Raw genomic sequence first — 20,291 nt, forward strand, 5'->3', positions numbered from 1 at the left:
AAAAAGAGCTGCATTACTGCAGCTCTTTTTTTTTGTAAAATTATGACTATTGGGCTATCTCCTCTAAGCTAGCTAAATAGCGTTCTGCATCTAATGCCGCCATACAACCTGTACCCGCAGCAGTAACCGCTTGTCTATATTCTTTATCTTGTACATCTCCACTTGCAAATACACCGGGTATATTTGTTTTTGTAGACTTACCTTCTGTAATTAAATAGCCTGTTTCATCCATATCTAATTGTCCTTTAAATATGTCTGTATTTGGTTTGTGACCAATGGCAATAAAAAGACCTGTAATAGCTATATCTTCTTTTTCTTGAGTTTGGTTATTTACCATACGTAAACCTTCTACCACTTGTTCTCCCAATACTTCATCTACCTCTGTGTTATATTTTACAGTAATATTAGAAATACTATTAACTCTATGTTGCATAGCTTTAGAAGCACGCATCTCATCTCTACGAACAAGCATAGTAACATTGTTACAAATGTTAGCTAAGTATGATGCCTCCTCTGCAGCCGTATCTCCTGCCCCAACAATAGCTACATCTTGCCCTTTGTAAAAGAAGCCATCACAAACAGCACATGCAGATACACCACCTCCACGTAAACGTTTCTCACTCTCTAATCCTAAATATTTTGCTGTTGCACCTGTAGAAATAATAACTGTTTCTGCCTCTATAGTTTTAGAGTTATCTACAGTTACTTTATGTATACCACCAACAGTTTCATTAAACTCTACCGCTGTAACCATACCTATTCTTACTTCTGTACCAAAACGTTCTGCTTGCGCTTGCAATTGCGTCATCATTGTTGGCCCATCTATACCTTCTGGATACCCTGGAAAATTATCTACTTCTGTAGTAGTTGTTAATTGTCCGCCCGGCTCCATACCTGTGTACATTACTGGCTTTAGATCTGCTCTAGAAGCATAAATTGCTGCTGTATATCCTGCTGGTCCAGAGCCTATAATAAGACATTTAATTCTTTCTATTGTATCTGACATAATATTAGTTCAAAGTTTAGTTTAGAACACAAATGTAATTTTTTTATACAAACTGAAAAGCTTATTATCATAAATTGTTACAATAGAGTCATAGTCATATATAATTTGACTTTATTTTAACATTTTTACCGTAGCAACTGTTCTAAAACCAGTGTGTTCTGCAGAAGAGTCTACGCTAGATCCCATACGAGCTGAAATTCTATAACTAGCACAATAACTATCACTACACAAAAATGAACCTCCTTTTATAACTTTTTCTTTAATATAAAGGTTTTGAGGATTGTATGCATCAGTTGCACCAAGCGGATTTTTTTTGGTAGTAGTTGCAGCTAACTCTTTATAGTAATTAACATTGTACCAATCACTGGTCCACTCCCAAACATTACCTGCCATATCATACAATCCATATCCGTTAGGTTGGTAACTTTTAACCGGAGCCCTTTTTTCAAACCCATCTTTTTTGCTATTTTCTACAGGAAACTCACCCTCCCAGCTATTTGCATTTTTAGACAAAACAGATCTATCATCTCCCCAAAAAAATATAGTGCCAGATTTGCCTCCATTAGCGGCATACTCCCATTCTGCTTCTGTTGGCAACCTTCTGTTAGCCCAATTACAGTAGGCCATTGCATCTTCATAACAAATTTGTACTACAGGGTGGTTATCTAATCCTTTTATAGAACTACCAGGCCCATTTGGATGTTTCCAGTTTGCCCCTATTGTCCAATGCCACCATTGAGAAAAATCAAATAAATTAGGTACAGATGTTTTTGTTTTTTTAAATGTTAAAGAACCTGGCTGTAATATAGAGTCGTGCGGTTTTGGAGTACCTTCAGGAACTTGCTTTTTCATCTCTTCCCAGTCTATTGCTCTTTCTGCTACAGTAGTGTAACCCGTTTGGTTAACAAATTTAGCAAATTGAGCATTTGTAACTTCTGTGATATCCATAAAAAAACCATCTACAGCAACCTTGTGTGCAGGTTTCTCATGTTGCATAGCCATTTTATCTTGTGGCACTGCACCCTGTATAAACTCTCCTCCAGGAATCCACACCATACCATCAGGTACTTTTACATCTTTAGGTTTTTTAACTAACAAGGTATATGTTGTATCTTTTTTAGTCTTGGTATCTACAGTAACTTTTGGGCTTTCTTGTGTAGTTTTATTTTCCTTTGCCGCATCTTTACACTGTATACACAGTAGTACTATTACGCACAAAATAAGGTAATTTGGAATTCGTTTTTTGAGTTTCATAATTTAATTTGATAAGCAGTAAATATGCTAACAAATATATAGATCTTAAAAAAATTGCGTGTACTTCTGCGTAATATTAACGTCTTTGTTTGCTAAAAAAAATTAATACCCCTTAAATACTTAGATAAAGCAGGAGTTAAAAATGATTGAAAAATTATCAAATTAATAAAAAACACCCCGTTAAAAAACATATAACAAAAATTTAGCCCATACATTACTGATAAATTTGTATTTGGTGGTAAAACTTTATTACATTTAAAGTTAACTTTAGCACTAATAATAAAGTGTATTTTAAAGTATACGTACAACAAATTAACTAGAACTCAATTTTACCAAACAAAACAAACTAACTTATGGAAAACACAAATTCGGGAACAGGAACTAATGCTAAAAGACTATTTTACGGTAGCTGCTTTGCTTTAATTACAACGGCATTCTCGTTTGCTATAGCGGCAGGTATTTTAGATCAACTAAAAACAGAGCTAGCATTAAGTGCAAGTCAAGCTGGCTTAATTACCTCTATGTGGTTTTTAGGTTTCCCTATTTCTATGGTTATTGGTGGTTTAATTTACCACAAAATAGGCGGAAAAATTATAATGCAATTTGCTTTTTTTGCCCATGCAATTGGTATTTTGCTTTTAATATTTTCTGGCAATTACATAGGTCTTTTAATAGCCAACTTGCTTATAGGCCTTGGTAATGGTTGTACCGAAGCAGCTTGCAACCCTATGATTGCAGATGCATACAAAGGAAATAGAATGAGCACAATGCTTAACCGCTTTCATATGTGGTTCCCTGGAGGTATAGCTATTGGTAGTTTGCTTTCTGGTTTTATGACAGATTTTGATATTACAGGACAAAGCCAAGTATGGTTATTATTAATACCGGCTATAATTTATGCCTATTTATTTTATGGTCAAACTTGGCCAAAAGCTAAAATTGAAGAAGCGGCAACTATTAGCGGCAACTTAAAAGGTATGTTTACTCCCTTATTTTTATTTATAGGGATATGTATGGCATTGACCGCCATATCTGAATTTGGTCCAAACCAGTGGGTTGGTTTAATACTTTCTAAAAGTGGTGCAGAGCCAACACTTATTTTAGCATTGACTGCCGGTTTGATGGCAGTTGCAAGATACTTTGGAGGTAGTATGGTAGCCAAGTTTAACCAAACAGGTGTGCTTTTAGGTTCTGCTGTACTTGCAACTTTAGGTATTTATTTATTTAGCACACAAACAGGAACAATGGCTTACGTAGCCGCTATATTCTTTGCTCTTGGTGTTGCTTATTTTTGGCCTAATATGATTGGATTAACCGCTACCAAAACCCCAAAAACCGGTGCTTTAGGAATGTCTATTATTGGAGCAATAGGTATGTTTTCATCTTCTATTTTTCAACCAATTATTGGTGGTTGGATTGATTCTGATGTTGATAAAATAGCCAATTCTTCACTTAATGTATCTGGAAAAACATTTAGTGAGGCTAAAAATATTTTTGAAAGTAAAGAAAACCTAAGTGAAGCAGCTTCATTAATTAATGTTAGCGAAAGCAATTTAGAATCATCAATAAACAACGTAATTTTAGAGTCTGGGCAAGAAACTTTAGGTACTATGGTACTTTTTCCTGCCATATTAATTGTATTATTCACCATATTATATTTTTGGATGAAAAGCACAAAAGATTCTAACAAAGAAATAACTAATGCATAATGTTGCTTTAGCTTAAAAGATAAAAAAAAGCTTCTCTTTTCAGAGAAGCTTTTTTTTATGCTTAAATATTAATCTTTAATTTTCATTGTAAAATTAATTAGCCCACCATCTATACTAGCCTCATATAAAACACCATTTTTATAGGTATAAATATTCTCATTGTCTTTGGCGTTTACTTTTTTGTATTTATGATTTCCTAAATAAATTAAAGTATTCATAGCTGCATCTTGCTCAGAGTAACACGTTGTTATATGCAAAGGTTCTGTAAAATATAATTGCACAGTAGTAAATGTTATAGGCTCCTTAAATGTACTAACCTTTTTGTTTTTGGTTATTTTATACTCTTTATTACTTCGTTCTGTACTGGTTTCTGCATAAACTTTATTGTTTAGCATAATACTTACATCTGCTTTGTTAAGTTCCTTATTGTTAAAAACCACATTATAGGTATATTTTACATTTATTGTGGTTAAAATTTTAGCTTGTATATGGGTAAAACTATGGTATGTGGTTAAACCATCTTCAATAGTTTTTGTTGCCTGTAAATTACCTACCACTTTATTTTTATGAAGTATATCAAAATGTAAAACCGTATTTACAGTATTATTTTTTGCAATTAATCCTCCTAAAAACACTAATAGTAATATGTTTTTAATCATACAATTTAAATTTATACTTACCAATATAAACATATTAAATTAAAAGCTAATAAATGATTTGTAGTACTTAATTTTTATTAAAGTAAGTTAAGTACAAAATAACTAATCTGTTTATTAGTGTATTTTTTATAGAATTACTAAACTCAAAAAATACAAACCTAAAAAAACATTGTTTTAAACTAGACAAAAACTAGACAAATACAGTTTACAGCCTAAATGCAACTAGACTTAGTGTTTTTTTTAACTACATTTATTTGCTGTTATGTTTAAAACATAACCAAACCAACCAGACTTTTATTAGCAAACTAAAACTAAAAAAATACGCTATACGCTTTTATAATTATACATTTTATTACACCAATAAATAGTAAAAATTTAAAATTAGCTGCATAAAATAGCAAATTCATATTTTACAATGTTTACCATACTTAAATTAAAAACCGGGATTAAACTAGCAATTACAGTGTTAATTGCACTAAACACCATAACTGCTTTTTGCCAAGACAATAGACAAAATAAAGATTTTTTAAAATTAGCAAGAGAACTAGCTCATAAAAAACCTGACAGTTCTGCTTATTATTTTAATCAAGAAATAGAGTTAGATCTAAAAAATAAAGACACTGTTTCTGCCATAAAAACGTTAAAAGAATTATCTATATTATATTCTCATAATTTAAATTATAGTAAATCTTATGATGGTTACTGGAAAGCACTTTTACTTGCTGATAAAATTAAACACAATGAACTAACTGCAGATATCTACCAAGAAATAGGTTGGTTATATAGTTTTTATAAGCGTGATGAGAAAGCTTTAGAATATTTTAATAAAAGTATTAAACTCAGAAAAAAACAATTTGCAAAAAATGAATCTAATGCACATTTTATTGCCAGTGACTATTTTTCTATTGTAAACCTATACAGAGGAAATAAAAACTATAAAAAAGCTGCACAATACTTAGACTCCTGTGTTTATTACCAAGCAAAACTAAGTCCAAAAATAACTAGCTACTATATTATTGCAGAACAAGCCTACTTAGATGCTGTTAATGGCAATTATAACCTTGCCATTAATAAGTTAAACAAATGTAAAGAGCATTTTAAACATACAGATAAAACATACTTAAGCGTTATACACAGCCTAACTGCAGATGTTTATAAAATGATGAAAGAGTATGACAAAAGTATATTAAACTACAAAGCCTCTATAAATCTTTCCGAAAACAATAAAAGTCATTTAAACTATAAAATAAAAGATTACGAAGGGCTTAAAGATATTTATGTTGATTTAAAAAATTACAAAGAAGCTTACTACTATCTAGATAAAGAAACTGCTTTAAATAATAAAATATTTGGCACAACTAGTGAAAATAGCAAGCATCTTTTAGAAATTAAAGATAATTACAGGTTAGAAAAAGAAAAACAAAAAGATGCAATGCAAAAGCAGTTAATCGCTAATTATGAGCAAGAAGACAAAATTTGGCTTTTAAAATCTATCATCTTAATAATACTTATAATATCATTAATTTTTTACGGTATAGTCTTAGTAAAACAAATAAAAAACAAGCATAAAAACGAAAAACAAATTATTGCTGAAAAACAAAAGTTAAAAACCCAAAAGACCAATGAGGTTTTAGAGCTAAAAAACAAAGAGCTTACACAAGCTGCCTTACGTTTAATTGAAAAAGATGAATTTATTGCCGGACTACAAAAGAAAATAGAAACTGCCGGAGAAAATGTAAACAAAAAAGTTGTGCTAAGAGCACTAAAAACTTTTCAGGGTACACCCAGTAAAAACTGGACAGAGTTTGAAGCACGATTTACAACTATAAATCAGAGTTTTTACGAAAATCTCAGAATTAAATACCCTAAACTAAGCCAAACAGATCAGAAAATATGCGCTTTAGTTAAGCTAAATTTCCCTAGTAAAGATATGTCTAAACTATTAGGCATTTCTGTAGAAAGTGTACACACATCTAGGTACAGACTACGCAAAAAACTAGGTTTAAAAAGAGAAGACAATCTAGAAGATTTTATAAGCAGGTTTTAAAAACAGCACCCATATTAACGCTTAGCGTAAGTTCAGAAAATTAGGGAATACACAACAAACTAATAAAACTTAAATCACTGATGTTAAGCACTTAATAATTACAAATAAAAATAAATTGTTCATAAGAAGTCTAGTTAAAACTGCTTATTAACACCTTTTGTTTAGTTCTAGTCTAGTTAAAATACTACATACATAGGTTAATATAAACAACATTTGTAATTAATTAACTTAAACAAACTATTTATGAAAATTAAACTTAATTTAACAAGAAGGCAAAAACCCAAGTTACTCGTTTGGGCATTGTTCTTCAGTTTTACCTTTGGGTATGCACAAACTACTGAAATAAAAGGTACCGTTATTGCAGAAGGTTTCCCTATTGGAGGCGTAAATGTAATAATTAAAGGCACAATTAATGGTACTTATACAGATTTTGATGGTAATTATACAATTAAAGTAGAAAAAGGAAATACACTGGTTTACAGCTATGTTGGTTACAAAACCAAAGAAATTTTAATAGCAGACCAAAATAACATTAATGTAACTTTAGAGCCAGATGCTGCTGCTTTACAAGAAGTTATAGTTATTGGTTACGGTACTCAAAAGAAAAAAGAAGTTACTGGTGCTGTAGTAAATATTAGTAATGATGTAATAGATAAAACAGCAACATCTGATCTTGGTACTGCTTTGCAAGGGCAAGTAGCAGGTGTTAATATACAAGCCAGCAGCGGTAGACCTGGTGAGGCAGCAAACGTACAAATTAGGGGTTTAGGCTCTGTAAGCCCAAATGCACTAGGTCCTTTATATGTTGTAGATGGTATTCCTTATGAAGATAACCCAAATATATCTCCAGAACTTATTTCCTCTGTAGATATTTTAAAAGATGGTGCAGCAGCATCAATATATGGTACTAGAGCATCTAATGGGGTTATTTTAATTACTACAAAAAAAGGAAAATCTGGCAGTATAAAAGTAGATTTTAATACCTATACAAGTATACAAGATATTACATCTGGTACACCTTTAATGAATACCCAACAACAAATTTATGCAGAAAATGTTATGCTAAAAGCATTGGGTCGTGATCCGTTAATATTCTTTTTTAATCCAGATGCTTTAGATTATGACTCAGACTTTGTTGGTGATGTTCAAAATGATGGTGCACCAATAAGAAACTACAGCTTAGGTGTTTCTGGTGGTAGTGAAAATTTAACGTTAAGTTTTAACACAAATTACTTTAACCAAGAAGGTATTTTAGTTAATTCTGGTTTTGATAGATTAACAACTCGTTTTACCGGAGAATTTAGAAAAAATAAATTTAAAGCATTTGCTACCATTGGTTACACTAATGAAAACAGAGAACAAGAGCCTTGGGGATTATATGAATATTCTATTGCTCAAAAACCCTGGCAACCGCCTTTAACTGGTTTAAACAGCGTTGGCGGTAATGGTGTAGAAATACCTGTGCGTAACGCCATATTATACAGTTACTTGTCTCAGCAACTTAATAATGAAGACGACCGTAAAACTACAAGTGTAAATATTGCTACCAATTTACAGTATGAGTTTTTTGATGGGTTTACCTATAAAATAAACCTAGGTAGAAATACGTATGATTATAGTCGATCTTTTTTTCAACCACAATATTTAGTGTATGATAAAGATGGTTTAAACCCTACCGCATCTAGAGAAAATGCAAAATTAGAAGAAAACTATATTTCTAGAGAAAGAAACGTTATTGAAAATATGTTTACCTATAAAAAATCTTTTGGAAAACATAACTTAAACTTTTTAGCAGTTTTGTCTTATGAAGATTTTAAATCTAAAACATTAGGTTTAGGTGTTAACTTTAGTGAGGAATCTGGTAATAGCTCTAAAACTTTAGGTGCTGGTAGTGATCCAATTGCTCCTACATCATACATAGACGAAAGAAAATTAGCTGGTAAATTAGGAAGAGTACAATATAATTTTGATGAAAAATACTTGTTTTCTGCTAGTTACAGAAGAGATGGGTCTTCTCGTTTTTCTGAAAAAAATAGGTATGGAGACTTTTTTGGTTTTTCTACCGGCTGGAACATTCATGAAGAAAACTTTTTTCAAAATGTATCTTTTGTAAACCAGTTTAAACTTAGGCTTAGTTATGCTGAGTTAGGAAATCAAAACATACCTTCATACTCATACATACCATCTATAGAAAGCGGTGTTAATTACCCTTTTGGTAGTAATGAGTCTTTAAGTTTTGGACTAACACAAAGAAGGTTTGTAGATCCTAATATTAAATGGGAAACTACTATATCTAAAAACATTGGTGTAGACCTTACTTTATTAGATAATAAGCTTAATATTACTGCAGACGTCTATCAAAACGACAAAAAGGATATGCTTTTAGAAGAGCGTTTACCAGCATCTGCAGGTACTTACCATCCTAACACTAATTTGTACGATACTAAAGTTATAAATGCTGGTAATATGGTTAATAAAGGTATAGAGTTAGCTGCTAGTTTTAAAAACAGATCTAAAAAAGGAGATTTTGGCTATACTATTAGTGCTACGTTTACTAAAAACGATAATGAGGTAACTAGCCTTAATGGCACAACAAGAGGCTATGGTAACGGAGCTCCTTCTACTGTTTTAGCTAATGATATAGATTATACTACTTTTTTAGCAGAAGGTTATGAGGCCGGTGCCTTTTTCTTAGTACAACATGATGGTGTTATTAAAACACAAGAGCAGTTAGATGCTTACAAAGTAATTGATAAAAGTGCACAGTTAGGAGATATGATGTACAAAGATATAGATGGCAATAATGTTATAGATGACAATGACCGTGTGTATTCTGGATCTGGACAAGCAGATTTTGAAGCTGGTTTAAGCTTAAATTTAGATTATAAAAACTTTGACTTCTATATTCAATCTTATTTCTCTAAAGGAGCAGAAATTTATAACGGAGCTAAATACTACGCGTATACTCAGGGCAGACATTTAGAGCAATTTTATATGTGGAGTCCGCAAAACCCAGATTCTGATATTCCAACAGACAGGCAAAACGCTATACACAACAATGTTAGATCTAGGTCTGACTATTTTTTAGAAGATGGTACTTATTTTAGAATTAGAAACATTAGCCTTGGCTACACACTTAAAGACCTACCTGCATTTGGCCTAAATTCTGCAAGAATTTACGTTTCTGCAACTAACCCATTTACGTTTACAGAGTACACAGGATATGATCCTGAGGTTGGTGGTGATGGTATATTTACTAGAGGAATTGATAAAGGTAACTACCCAGTTGCAAGACAATTTTTACTTGGGGTGCAATTGCACTTTTAATAACTGATTAATTTACAATTATGAAAATATCAAAAATACATTTAACTATAGCAACACTAGTTTCTATATTTATATTTACAAGCTGTAATGAAGACAGGTTTTTTGATCAAGAAAACCCAAACGCTATTACATCAGAAACTTTTTGGGAAACACAACAGCAATTTAATAGTGGTTTAACTGCTGCTTACGGTACGCTTCAGTTTCAGAGTATTAGTGGCGGAGAATTACAATATGAAATGGCATTGGGAGACATTGCGGGTTCAGAATCTTGGTACAGACCAACTGCGTTTAGAAATTTAACGTATACAGACGCTACATACTACGTAACAGATAAGTGGAACGAACTTTACATTGGTATATTTAGAACCAACCAAATAATAGAATTTTTAGCACAAGCTGATGATGCAAACTTTATAGGAAACGGCAAAGCAGAAATTGAAGCACAAGCACGATTTTTAAGAGCATTTTTCTATTTTCAGGTTGCTAATACATATGGTGGTGCAATTTTACATACTGGTATTCCTAAAACAGATGAAGAATTAAACAAACCTTTATCTTCTATTACTGACGTAAACACTACAGTAATAATTCCAGATTTAATATACGCACAAAATAATTTACCTACCACTTGGGGTCCAGATGATACAGGTAGAGCAACTTGGGGCGCAGCAACAGCATTACTAGGTAAAGTTTATTTATTTGCAGAAGATTGGCCAAATGCAGTTACACAATTTAAAAACGTAATTGATTCTGATTTGTACCAATTAACTCCTAACATAATGGATAATTATACAGATGAAAATGAATTTAATAGTGAATCTATTTTTGAAGTTGCTTACTCTGCCGATCTTAACCCAGGTGTTCCAGGAGGTAATGTAGATGATACACCGGCAACTACAGGTGCAGAAGCATCTACAATGGCTACAGCATTAGGGCAATTAAGCTTTGGAGCATACAATACTTTATTACCTACTTATTATTTGCATGAACTTTTTACAAATGATGAAGTAGACCCTACAAACCCTATAAATGATGGTAATACTTGGTCTAAAAGAATGAATTCTAGCATTGTTCCTATTAATGGAGAAGGCTTGTATTACGGATTAGAAATAGGAGAAAAAGGTGGTTGGGCCTTTGGCCAAAGTGCATACATAAAAAAGTTTACCAATTGGTATAGTCTAAAAGCTGAAGATAGCAGAAGTAGATCTGGTATTAACTTTAGACACATTAGACTTGCAGATGTATATTTAATGTATGCAGAGGCTGTAATTAACAATAGTAACGATTTTAGCACTGCTATTACCTACATAGACCTTGTTAGAAGTAGAGCTGGTGTAAAAACACTACAACAATATATGGATGAAAACGGAGGTATGTTTCCGCAATTACACATTAGCAAACAAGTACATGGCTCACAGCCAATGGTTGCCGCCTCTGCTAACACAGTAATGACACACATACAAAGAGTAGAAAGACCATTGGAGCTGTGTTATGAAGGTCACCGTTGGAAAGATTTAGTTAGGTGGGGTATTGTTAAAGAAGTATTTACTGAGCTTAGAGCAGATGAAATATGGAGAACAGAGCACTTAGCAGAATTAGAAATAGAAGATGACGGTATTGCTCCTTTATTTATAAAAGAACGTATAAGACCAGATTTCTTTTTAGCAACAGATAACTATGATTCTGCTACACATGATTACTTGCCTATTCCTGCGCAAGAATTACAAACTAACGATAATTTTAACGACTAAATAACACAACATGAAACATATATTAAGACCTAAATTAATAGGGTTGGCTTTTATGTCTTTTATCTTTATTGCTTCTTGTAGTGAAGACGATACTGAAAACTTAACAGAGCCAAATCATAGGATAGTATTAACTTCCGAAATGGACTTTGAAAATAAAGTAGAAATTAATGGCAGTATTACATTTGGTGATGCATCACCAGGAGTAGTATCTAGAGAATGGAATTTTCCTGAAGGCGTTGCTAATGTTTCTACATCTAAAGATCAAAACGTAAAAGCTATTTTTAAAAAAGCAGGTATACACAACGTTACCCTTAATCAAATATTTAAAGATAATGCTTACGTTGGTACAACATTAAAAGGTAAAGAATTAGATACTACTATTGTTGTAACTGTTTTAAACCCCGTAAAGGCCTCTATAAAAGCAAATCATATAAACCCTGATGGTACTTTAGGTGCAGCATTAGACATTAGTGAAAACGCAGAAAATGAGGTTATTGCTAGTAGATCTGTGCAATTTTCTTATGTAGTAGATGGTGAACCAGAAAACTTTATGTGGAATATAGATGGTGGTGACCCAGAAACTTTTGATGGTACAGATGCAGAAGTCAATGTTAAATATAAAAGACAAGGTATATACAATTTAAGCTTTGCTGCTACAAGACAAAGACCTTTTGGTGGTGATACAATTTCTTTTAAAAACTTAATAAAAGTAATACCTTCTACAGACCCTGTAGACTTAGAAAAAGTTGCAGATAAAAATGGTGCTATTGCTCTTGAATTTAGCAGAGAAATGGATGCACCATCTATAAATGCTACAGATTTTAGCGTAACAATAACTAACAATGAAGTAGCTATACCAACTACTATTGGCTCTGTTTCTATAGATAGTGATGAAGGTAATATTTTACTAATTTCATTAGAGGGCACTACTATTTATAATGATGATATTGTTACTGTTAGTTATACCAAAGGAAGTTTAAAAACATTAGATGGTGTAGAGGCTGAAAGCTTTGCAGATAGTCAGCTTATTTTTAACAAGGTAAATATTTTAAAAGAAGCATCAGATTATGATTATAGTTTTGAAAACTCTACCGCATCTAACTGGCCATATATGAATTGGGGTGCCCCTTGGGATGCTTACAACTTAGAAATTTCTAGTGACCAAGCACAAGACGGTACTAAAAGTGCTTACATAGAAATGGATGCTGCTGGCGGAATGATTATTGGTCATAAAACAACTTCTGGAGACGAAATAACTTTTCCTGTAGAAGCTGGTAAAACATATGAAATTGGTGTTTGGGTATACGTAACTAGTTTAGGTAATAATAATGCTGCTGGTTTTGATCCAGATTTACGTTTCTTTTGGTTTCCTGATACTGATTGGGCTGTTGCTGGTAACCCAACCTTTGGTAGCGACTTTTCTGTTGGTAAATGGGTCTATAGTTCTACTTTTGTTGAGTTTAGTACTACAGGAGACAAAACTTTTCAAATAAGAGGTTATAACCAAGACAATGCAGAAATTATAAGTTTTTATATGGATAATTTAAGCGTTTCTGAAGCTTCTCTTAGACCATAAAAAATACTGTCAGTTTTTTTAAAAACTTGCTCTTGTTTATTACGTTAAACAAGAGCAAGTTTTGTATTTTTATAACTCATACTTTTTTAAAATGAAACTAAAATATGTGTGCCCATTTTGGGGCCAAGAGGGTATAACAGCTAAGGATTTTATACATAAAGTTACAAACGCTGGTTACAATGCTGTAGAAGTTAATATTCCTGTAGAAAATAATTTTGAAACCGAATTAAAATCTGTTTTAAACAACTCTAAACTAGACCTTATTGGTCAGCAATGGTTACAACCTTTAAAAGAATCTGTAACTGAATACAGTAAACGATTGGAAGAGCGTTTGTATAAGTTAGCAGAGTTTAACCCAATTTTTATTAACTCGCATACAGGTAGGGATTTTTTTAAGTTTGAAGAAAATTGTCGTGTATTAGAAACTGTTTTTAAGTTTGAAGAAAAAACAGGTATTAATGTTTACCATGAAACACACAGAGGTAGGTTTAATTACAGTGCACAAACAACTGAAAATTTTATAGATAAGTTTCCTAATTTAAAGCTTACTGCAGATTTTTCTCATTGGACTGTAGTATCTGAAAGCTTGCTAGAAGACCAAATGCAATCTTTAAAAAAAGCAATAAATAACACCCAGTATTTGCACGCTAGAGTTGCTGATACACAAAGGTCTCAAGTAAATTATCCGTTTTCTAAAGAAAATCATATATTTTTAAAAACCTTTACCAACTGGTGGCAACAAGTTATTACCAATGCACAAACGCTTGGCAAAGATACTTTTTACATTTGTCCAGAGTTTGGCCCTTATCCATATATGCCTTATCAGCCTAACACTACAAAACATTTGGTAAATCAGTGGGATTTAAATGTAAAAATGATGCAATACTTAAAACAGCAAAACCTTGTGGTTAAATAACCTTTTTAACTTAGTTAACTACAGCAATATCTTTTGATAAAGGAATACTAGTATCTGCTAATTTTTCTTTGGCTATTTTTTTGCTTTCTTTTATAAATTTTGTTCCAAAAACATATGCCTTTGTATGGTTTATAGCATTTACAGCTAGCAACTCATCATTATTAAAATACCATACAGAAATTACATTTTCTTTATCTTGCTCTTCTCTAACAATATAATCTGTGTAGTTTTCTGCTAAGCCAACTATTTGGAGTTTTACATTGTATTGGTCAGACCAAAACCAAGGAATAGTATTGTATATTAAAGGATTACCACAAATATTAGCTGCTATAATTTTAGACTGGTCTACAGCATTTTGTACAGACTCTAATCTTACATATGTTTTATAATGCAAATTATAATGATAAGCACAATCGCCAACAGCATATATATTTAGATTGCTAGTTTCTCCTGTATTGGCTACAGATATACCATTTTTTAATTTTAAACCAGCTTGCTTGGCAAGTTCTGTATTTGGTACTACACCTACTCCTAAAATAAGAACTTCTGCTGTAAAGCATGATGCATCTGTACAGTGAACTTTAGTTACCTTAACACCATTTTCTAGAGTATTTTCAACTTTACTTACCTCTTTATTTTCTAATATCTGAACTCCATTTTGAGTGTGTAAATCTCTAAAAAAATCTGATATTACTGCTGTAGCTACACGCTTTAAAATTCTAGACTCAAGTTCTAAAACCACTACCTCTGCTCCTATCTTTTTTAAAGATGCAGCAGTTTCTAACCCAATATAACCGCCACCAATAATTACTACTTTTTTTGTCTTGCTTGCGTTGTAGCTCTCTTTTATAGCAACAATATCTGCTGCTGTTCGCAAGCAAAAATAAGAGGCAGTTTCTTTTAAGCCCTCAATAGTAGGTATAATAGGTTTTGCTCCTGTAGCAAGTACTAATTTTGTATAATATATTTTGGTTTCATTATCTAAAAACAAGCATCTGTTTACAGCATCTAAACGGGTAACTTTTTTACCCAACAACAAGGTTATATTATCTTTTTTATAACTTTCTATAGGTTTTAATAAGTTTGTGGTAGACGTGTTTGCTGTTAAGTATGTTTTAGACAAAGGTGGCCTGTGATATGGCAATTCTGGGTCTGCATCAATTAAAATAATTTTTCCTAACCATTTTTCTTTTCGCAAATTAAATGCTGTGTTTACCCCAGCGTGACTTGCACCTATAATTACACAAATATCTTTAGAAGTACACATCCTATTTATTTAGCTACAGTAAAAACAACATTATCTATAGCATCTGTTACAGGAATTTGACAACAAAGTCTACTGTATTCATTTGCATCATCTGCTAACTCTAACATATCTGTTTCAATTTCACTAGCTACACCCACCTTATCTACATCTTCTGGTGCAACAAATACGTGACATGTAGCACAAGAACAAACACCACCACAATCGCCATCTATACCTTGTACATTGTTATTTACAGCTAACTCCATTACAGAGCCCTCTGTTGCCGCTACAGTTATTTTTTCATTACTACTTGTTATAAATGTAATTTTTGCCATCTTATCTTTTCTTAAATGTTGCTTTTAAAGAGTTGTAACCAACTTTACGGGTAAACTCTCCTAAATTTTCTATATTTTCTTCTGCTTCTAAAACAGTAATATCACTTACTTTTTCTGCTAGTAATTTTAATGTAATTCTCATAATTTGTCTGGCATGCGTTGCTCCTAAACAATTGTGATGACTAAAACCAAAGCCCACATGCGGATTTACTTTACGCTCCAAAATAACCTCATCTGGATTTTCAAAAACCTTTTCATCTCTATTGGCAGATGCCCAACATAAAGATATTCTACTATCTGCTTTAACAGCATGTTCACAAACAGTAGTGTCTTCTGTTACTACACGACCCATATGTGTTAGTGGAGAAAAATATCTTATAAACTCCTCTACAGCAGTTTTAATAATCTCTGGCTTAGAACGTATGTAATCTAAAGCCTTTTTATTTGCAGAAAAGTAGCTCATCATATTAGTTAAAGCGTTAATTACAGTATCTCTACCGCCTGCAAAAGTTAATATTAGTACTCCTTTAACTTCCTCTTTTGTTAGCTTTTTACCATTAACTTCAGCAGCTAGCAATGTACTGTACAAATTGTCTGTTGGGTTAGCAATGGCATTATCTATTTCTTCATCTATATAATTGTAAAGAATAGCTGCTTTATCACCGTCTAAGGCTTCACCTTCACTCCTAAATACGTGAGTTCCCCATGAAATCCATTTTACAGATTTATCAAACGGAACATTTAATAAAAGAGTTAACGCTCTAGACTGTATTACTAGTGCTAAATCTGACACCACATCTACTTTATCTTTAGACAAAACATCATCTAAAACAGTACCAATTATAGTAGTTAATTTCTCTTTATAAGTATTTTGCAAAGGCCTTTTAAACCAAGCTTCTAATAAAGATCTGTATTCTTTATGCATTGGCGGGTCTACCTCAAAAGGTATTTGGCGCGTGGTACGTATATTTACCTCAGACGGCACAACAATACGCCCAGGAACTGCTTCAGATGAAAATACTTTGTAATTATGAGCAGCCTTACGTACATCTTTATGATTTAATAACATTACTACCGGATCTCCTTGGTCATCCATTTTACCAATTCCAGACTTTTCTCTTTCTTCTTTAAAAGCATCTGCAAATTTACATTTAGCCATACGTAATGTTTTAGTTATTAAGCTAAACAAATATCTGTTTTTAGTTAGATGAATTTATTCTCTATTTCATCAAAAAAATAAACTATTTTATCATTATAAATTTTAAATAAATAAAAAATCAATTAAATAAGCTATATTTATATATGTATTGATATGTATTCTATAACCAACATTTAGCCTAAAATGAAGCCTATTTTAGAAACAATTCCGTTAGGAATAGAAAAAAGCATAGTAGCTTTTAATTATGTTAGCAGAGATTTTGAAACTCCGTGGCATTTTCATCCACAACTAGAGCTTACGTATATTAAAGAAAGTTACGGCACCAAATTTATTGGCGACTATGTTGGTGCTTATGAGCCCGGAGAGCTAGTTTTAATACAGTCTAATGTACCACATTGCTGGACAAATAATAAGAATGACACGGTAAAATCTAACTCATTTGTAGTGCAATGGAACAAAGGTATTTATACTAACATACCTGAGTTAAAATCATTACACAATTTATTTATAGCTGCTTCTAAAGGAATAATTTTTAATAAAGAACAAAGTAAAATCCTTATTCCTGAACTTAAAAAAATGACGCATAAAGAGGGCAGCAAGCTATACATAAGTCTACTAAGTTTGTTACTAAAACTTACTAAAACAGATTACAAAACACTATCTAACAGTAGTTTTACAAAAAATATATCTGATGATTATACAAGTAAAATATCTAAAATACACTTGTATATAGCCAAAAATTACAATCGTAAAATTTACTTAAAAGAAGTAAGCAAAGAGGTTAATATGTCAGAACAATCATTTTCCAGATTTTTTTTAAAAATTATGGGAAGAACATTTTTTGTTTTTTTAAATGAATATCGTGTTAATATAGCTATTAGAATGTTACTACACACCAACAAATCTGTATCAGAAATTGGTTATGCCTGTGGTTATGAGTCGCTCCCTTTCTTCTTTAAAAAGTTTAAAGAATTTCACCACTCCTCTCCTGCTCAATACAGAAAAAATTACAGTAAATAGTAAAGCCAAACGGAATTGCATTAACAATAAATGCATTTGGATTAATTGCTTTAATAAAATAAAACCAATTTTGAGTACAAAAGTGGTTTTATAGCAAGCCAAGCTATATATGCTTGACTTTTAAAGCAAATTACCAATGAAACAGAATAAAAACTCAGATACATTTACAAGCAAAGACTTACCGTCTTTATTAAAAGAAACGTACACCTCTTGGATGGCAGACGATCCCTTTAGGTTAAGTGCTATTGTAGCATATTACACCGTTTTAGCCTTACCAGCCTTGTTAGTCATAATTATTAACGTTGTAGGCTCTATTTGGGGAATAGACATTGTACAAGGAAATTTAACAAACGAAATTTCATCTGCCTTGGGTAGTGATGCAGCCAAAGCTATTGAAAATATTATTGGAGAAACACAAAACTCTAATAAAAACCTAACCTCTACAATTATTGGTATTGGCACATTACTTTTTGGTGCTACAGGTGTGTTTTACCAGTTAAAAATATCTTTAAATGAAATTTGGAAAATTAAACCTAATCCTAAAGCTAAAATTTGGAAAATAGTTACAGACCGTGCCATAAGCTTTGCTTTTATTTTGGTTATAGGCTTTTTATTGTTGGTTAGTTTTATTGTTACTACCGCTATTAGTGCTCTAAATAATTACATCCGTGAGGTGCTACCAGAAGTTTTACTATATCTAGCTTATATTTTAGACTTTTCATTATCTGTTGGTATTATTTCTATACTTTTTGCTTTAATGTTTAAGTACTTACCAGATGCTAAAATTAAGTGGAAAACAGTATGGATTGGTGCAATTTTAACAGCGTTACTTTTTGTTATAGGTAAACTTTTATTAGGCATTTATTTTGGTCAGGCAGATCCTGGCTCTACCTATGGCGCTGCTGGCAGCATTGTTCTAATTCTTCTTTGGGTTAGTTACTCATCTCTAATTTTATTTTTTGGAGCAGAGTTTACATATGTTTACGCAAAAAGATACGGTAAAGGCATAGAGCCAACATCAATAAGTATAAAAAAGGAATAAACCACACCAATTATAAGAGTTAATTATTTATCTAATATCATTAATACAACAAAGCGTAATTGTGCAATTTTGACATACAAATTACGTACTTAACTTAACACATTATATTATGAAATATATTAGTCCGCATATTATAAGGCAAATTTTTGTTTTACTACTAATAGTGCTAATGGGCGGGCTTATTTTTAAAGAAATATTACCTTATTTAAGTGGTGTTTTAGGTGCAATAACTATGTATGTAATCTTAAAAAAGCCAATGCAAAAGCTGGCAAATAAAGGTTGGTATGCTAATATTGCTGCTATTTTTTTAATGATACTTTCTTTTTTATGCATTATGATACCTTTAACTGGCTTAGGTTTTATGATGGGATCAAAAATTAAATATGCTGTAGATAACTCCCAAAAAGTAATTAATGCAGGTAAAAACCAACTGCAAAAAGTAGAATCTTTTTTACATATAGACCTTGGTACAGAAATAGACACTAGTTCTATAACAAATTGGTTGTCTGATAAGTTACAAAATTTTGCAGGTGGCACTTTTAATATGGTAATATCTATAACCATAATGTACTTTATGCTGTACTTTATGCTTACAAACAGAAAAAAACTAAGAGAGTCTTTATTTGAGTACATACCTATAAAAGACACTAATTTAAAAACCATTGGTAAAGAAATAACAGCTAACGTAAAGGCCAATGCTTTAGGTATACCATTGGTAGCTTTAGGTCAAGGTTTAGTAGCGTTATTAGGATTTTATATTTTTGGTATAGAAGACCCTTTTTTTTGGGCTGCAGTAGTAACTATAGGTTCTATGATACCATTTGTAGGTAGCGCATTAGGTACAGTTCCTGTATTTATATTGGCATTATCTAACGGAAACACTTTTCAGGCTTGGGGAATACTAATTTACGGTTTAGTTGCCATAGGTGCTACAGATAATATATTTAGATTATACATTTTAAAACGTTTAGATGATGTACACCCATTAATTACACTTGTTGGTGTTTTAGTTGGTGTGCCTTTATTTGGTTTTATAGGCCTAATTTTTGGTCCTTTATTAGTGAGTCTTTTTCTTGTTGTTGTTCGCATTTATAAAAATCAATATGGAGAATCTGGCAACAGTATTTAATTAAAAAAGCACTTAACACTACACTCTTTATTTTTACTGATTTTTGCAATTTTCAAGCAAAAACACGTAAAAAACAATCCTTTTTAAACAAAAAACACTCAAAATCGCTTCATTT

At 31.9% G+C, this 20,291-nt stretch carries 15 protein-coding genes; 9 read left to right on the plus strand and 6 right to left on the minus strand.

The features are described from left to right. Positions 1 to 46: 46 nt before the first annotated feature. Both trxB and JM80_RS14415 read right to left on the minus strand, forming a co-directional pair. Positions 47 to 1,006, minus strand: coding sequence for a thioredoxin-disulfide reductase (gene trxB, locus JM80_RS14410; protein ID WP_144710732.1), 960 nt, complete (start codon positions 1,004 to 1,006; stop codon positions 47 to 49). Positions 1,007 to 1,117: 111 nt separating this feature from the next. Further along, the gene (locus JM80_RS14415; protein WP_075695414.1) at positions 1,118 to 2,260 is read right to left on the minus strand and encodes a formylglycine-generating enzyme family protein; all 1,143 of its coding nucleotides are present in this window, start codon (positions 2,258 to 2,260) and stop codon (positions 1,118 to 1,120) included. A gap of 353 nt (positions 2,261 to 2,613) precedes the next feature. On the opposite strand from JM80_RS14415, the gene JM80_RS14420 reads away from it, so the two are divergent. Further along, positions 2,614 to 3,969 carry a sugar MFS transporter gene (locus JM80_RS14420; RefSeq protein WP_034644433.1) on the plus strand — a complete coding sequence of 452 codons (1,356 nt, stop codon included), beginning with the start codon at positions 2,614 to 2,616 and terminating at the stop codon, positions 3,967 to 3,969. 68 nt (positions 3,970 to 4,037) lie between these two features. On the opposite strand, the gene JM80_RS14425 is transcribed toward JM80_RS14420, so the two are convergent. Next, complete coding sequence (locus JM80_RS14425) at positions 4,038 to 4,628, minus strand: DUF6134 family protein (protein WP_144710734.1); 591 nt, start codon at positions 4,626 to 4,628, stop codon at positions 4,038 to 4,040. 415 nt (positions 4,629 to 5,043) lie between these two features. Between JM80_RS14425 and JM80_RS14430 the strand changes: the two genes are divergently transcribed. The 5 genes from JM80_RS14430 (at position 5,044) to JM80_RS14450 (ending at position 14,245) form a co-directional block, all read left to right on the plus strand. Beyond that, positions 5,044 to 6,675, plus strand: a complete 1,632-nt coding sequence (locus JM80_RS14430; RefSeq protein WP_144710736.1) for a tetratricopeptide repeat protein — start codon at positions 5,044 to 5,046, stop codon at positions 6,673 to 6,675. 243 nt (positions 6,676 to 6,918) lie between these two features. Next, complete coding sequence (locus tag JM80_RS14435; RefSeq protein ID WP_144710739.1) at positions 6,919 to 10,002, plus strand: TonB-dependent receptor; 3,084 nt, start codon at positions 6,919 to 6,921, stop codon at positions 10,000 to 10,002. Positions 10,003 to 10,022: 20 nt separating this feature from the next. Further along, positions 10,023 to 11,753 carry a RagB/SusD family nutrient uptake outer membrane protein gene (locus JM80_RS14440; protein WP_034644434.1) on the plus strand — a complete coding sequence of 577 codons (1,731 nt, stop codon included), beginning with the start codon at positions 10,023 to 10,025 and terminating at the stop codon, positions 11,751 to 11,753. Between the two features lie 10 nt (positions 11,754 to 11,763). Further along, the gene (locus tag JM80_RS14445) at positions 11,764 to 13,329 is read left to right on the plus strand and encodes a hypothetical protein (protein ID WP_144710741.1); all 1,566 of its coding nucleotides are present in this window, start codon (positions 11,764 to 11,766) and stop codon (positions 13,327 to 13,329) included. A gap of 91 nt (positions 13,330 to 13,420) precedes the next feature. After that, entirely contained in the window at positions 13,421 to 14,245 is an 825-nt protein-coding gene (locus JM80_RS14450) for a sugar phosphate isomerase/epimerase (RefSeq protein ID WP_144710743.1), read from the plus strand. Positions 14,246 to 14,255: 10 nt separating this feature from the next. On the opposite strand, the gene JM80_RS14455 is transcribed toward JM80_RS14450, so the two are convergent. Genes JM80_RS14455 through JM80_RS14465 form a run of 3 tightly spaced genes read right to left on the minus strand, consistent with a single transcriptional unit; the run spans position 14,256 to position 16,985 of the window. Beyond that, complete coding sequence (locus JM80_RS14455) at positions 14,256 to 15,512, minus strand: NAD(P)/FAD-dependent oxidoreductase (RefSeq protein ID WP_144710745.1); 1,257 nt, start codon at positions 15,510 to 15,512, stop codon at positions 14,256 to 14,258. A gap of 5 nt (positions 15,513 to 15,517) precedes the next feature. Then, positions 15,518 to 15,826 carry a 2Fe-2S iron-sulfur cluster-binding protein gene (locus JM80_RS14460; protein ID WP_013622046.1) on the minus strand — a complete coding sequence of 103 codons (309 nt, stop codon included), beginning with the start codon at positions 15,824 to 15,826 and terminating at the stop codon, positions 15,518 to 15,520. A 1-nt stretch (position 15,827) separates the two neighbouring features. After that, positions 15,828 to 16,985 (minus strand): cytochrome P450, encoded by a 1,158-nt coding sequence (locus tag JM80_RS14465; RefSeq protein ID WP_144710747.1) that lies wholly within the window; start codon positions 16,983 to 16,985, stop codon positions 15,828 to 15,830. 183 nt (positions 16,986 to 17,168) lie between these two features. Between JM80_RS14465 and JM80_RS14470 the strand changes: the two genes are divergently transcribed. From JM80_RS14470 to JM80_RS14480, 3 genes are all read left to right on the plus strand, one after another. Then, entirely contained in the window at positions 17,169 to 18,005 is an 837-nt protein-coding gene (locus JM80_RS14470) for an AraC family transcriptional regulator (RefSeq protein ID WP_144710750.1), read from the plus strand. A 136-nt stretch (positions 18,006 to 18,141) separates the two neighbouring features. Beyond that, the gene (locus JM80_RS14475) at positions 18,142 to 19,047 is read left to right on the plus strand and encodes a YihY/virulence factor BrkB family protein (RefSeq protein ID WP_013622043.1); all 906 of its coding nucleotides are present in this window, start codon (positions 18,142 to 18,144) and stop codon (positions 19,045 to 19,047) included. 109 nt (positions 19,048 to 19,156) lie between these two features. Continuing rightward, positions 19,157 to 20,176, plus strand: a complete 1,020-nt coding sequence (locus JM80_RS14480; RefSeq protein WP_013622042.1) for an AI-2E family transporter — start codon at positions 19,157 to 19,159, stop codon at positions 20,174 to 20,176. Positions 20,177 to 20,291: the final 115 nt, after the last annotated feature.

This window comes from Cellulophaga sp. RHA_52, from assembly GCF_007827205.1.
Lineage (GTDB): Bacteria > Bacteroidota > Bacteroidia > Flavobacteriales > Flavobacteriaceae > Cellulophaga > Cellulophaga lytica.

What these genes read in the sequence shown, in the direction of transcription:
- trxB (WP_144710732.1), bottom strand. Translation starts at nt 1,006, where the DNA reads ATGTCAGATACAATAGAAAGAATTAAATGTCTTATTATAGGCTCTGGA.
- JM80_RS14415 (WP_075695414.1), bottom strand. Translation starts at nt 2,260, where the DNA reads ATGAAACTCAAAAAACGAATTCCAAATTACCTTATTTTGTGCGTAATA.
- JM80_RS14420 (WP_034644433.1), top strand. Translation starts at nt 2,614, where the DNA reads ATGGAAAACACAAATTCGGGAACAGGAACTAATGCTAAAAGACTATTT.
- JM80_RS14425 (WP_144710734.1), bottom strand. Translation starts at nt 4,628, where the DNA reads ATGATTAAAAACATATTACTATTAGTGTTTTTAGGAGGATTAATTGCA.
- JM80_RS14430 (WP_144710736.1), top strand. Translation starts at nt 5,044, where the DNA reads ATGTTTACCATACTTAAATTAAAAACCGGGATTAAACTAGCAATTACA.
- JM80_RS14435 (WP_144710739.1), top strand. Translation starts at nt 6,919, where the DNA reads ATGAAAATTAAACTTAATTTAACAAGAAGGCAAAAACCCAAGTTACTC.
- JM80_RS14440 (WP_034644434.1), top strand. Translation starts at nt 10,023, where the DNA reads ATGAAAATATCAAAAATACATTTAACTATAGCAACACTAGTTTCTATA.
- JM80_RS14445 (WP_144710741.1), top strand. Translation starts at nt 11,764, where the DNA reads ATGAAACATATATTAAGACCTAAATTAATAGGGTTGGCTTTTATGTCT.
- JM80_RS14450 (WP_144710743.1), top strand. Translation starts at nt 13,421, where the DNA reads ATGAAACTAAAATATGTGTGCCCATTTTGGGGCCAAGAGGGTATAACA.
- JM80_RS14455 (WP_144710745.1), bottom strand. Translation starts at nt 15,512, where the DNA reads ATGTGTACTTCTAAAGATATTTGTGTAATTATAGGTGCAAGTCACGCT.
- JM80_RS14460 (WP_013622046.1), bottom strand. Translation starts at nt 15,826, where the DNA reads ATGGCAAAAATTACATTTATAACAAGTAGTAATGAAAAAATAACTGTA.
- JM80_RS14465 (WP_144710747.1), bottom strand. Translation starts at nt 16,985, where the DNA reads ATGGCTAAATGTAAATTTGCAGATGCTTTTAAAGAAGAAAGAGAAAAG.
- JM80_RS14470 (WP_144710750.1), top strand. Translation starts at nt 17,169, where the DNA reads ATGAAGCCTATTTTAGAAACAATTCCGTTAGGAATAGAAAAAAGCATA.
- JM80_RS14475 (WP_013622043.1), top strand. Translation starts at nt 18,142, where the DNA reads ATGAAACAGAATAAAAACTCAGATACATTTACAAGCAAAGACTTACCG.
- JM80_RS14480 (WP_013622042.1), top strand. Translation starts at nt 19,157, where the DNA reads ATGAAATATATTAGTCCGCATATTATAAGGCAAATTTTTGTTTTACTA.